We start from the raw sequence: 253 nt of genomic DNA, 5'->3' as shown, positions 1-253 counted from the left end.
AGAGCGCGGCGGCCGTCTGATCCTTGCCTACCGCGTAAAGTGCGACGCCGGTATTAGTCCGCCGAAAGACGGCCCATAGCAGTGCGACCGCGATGGCGACCAGACCGGACACGGGTACTACGCCCCATAGACTGTTAGTCAGCGTGTCACTAATCCACTCCGAAACGCTGCCTCCAGGGGCATCGAGTATCACTAATGCCAGGCCTTTCGTGAGAATCATCATTGCGAGCGTGACTGCAATAGACTGAAGTCC

General features: G+C 58.1%; 1 protein-coding gene. It reads right to left on the bottom strand.

Going from position 1 to position 253, the window contains the following annotated elements:
* Window positions 1–241, bottom strand: a 241-nt coding sequence (locus SB717_RS37920; RefSeq protein WP_410908326.1) for an ABC transporter permease subunit, incomplete at its 3' end; no start/stop codon positions are given.
* Window positions 242–253 lie beyond the last annotated feature (12 nt).

This window comes from Priestia sp. SIMBA_032, from assembly GCF_046535215.1.
Taxonomy (GTDB): Bacteria; Bacillota; Bacilli; order Bacillales; family Bacillaceae_H; genus Priestia; species Priestia aryabhattai.
The sequence above is the reverse complement of the archived record's forward strand: the minus strand, read 5'-3'. Positions and strand labels throughout refer to the sequence as shown.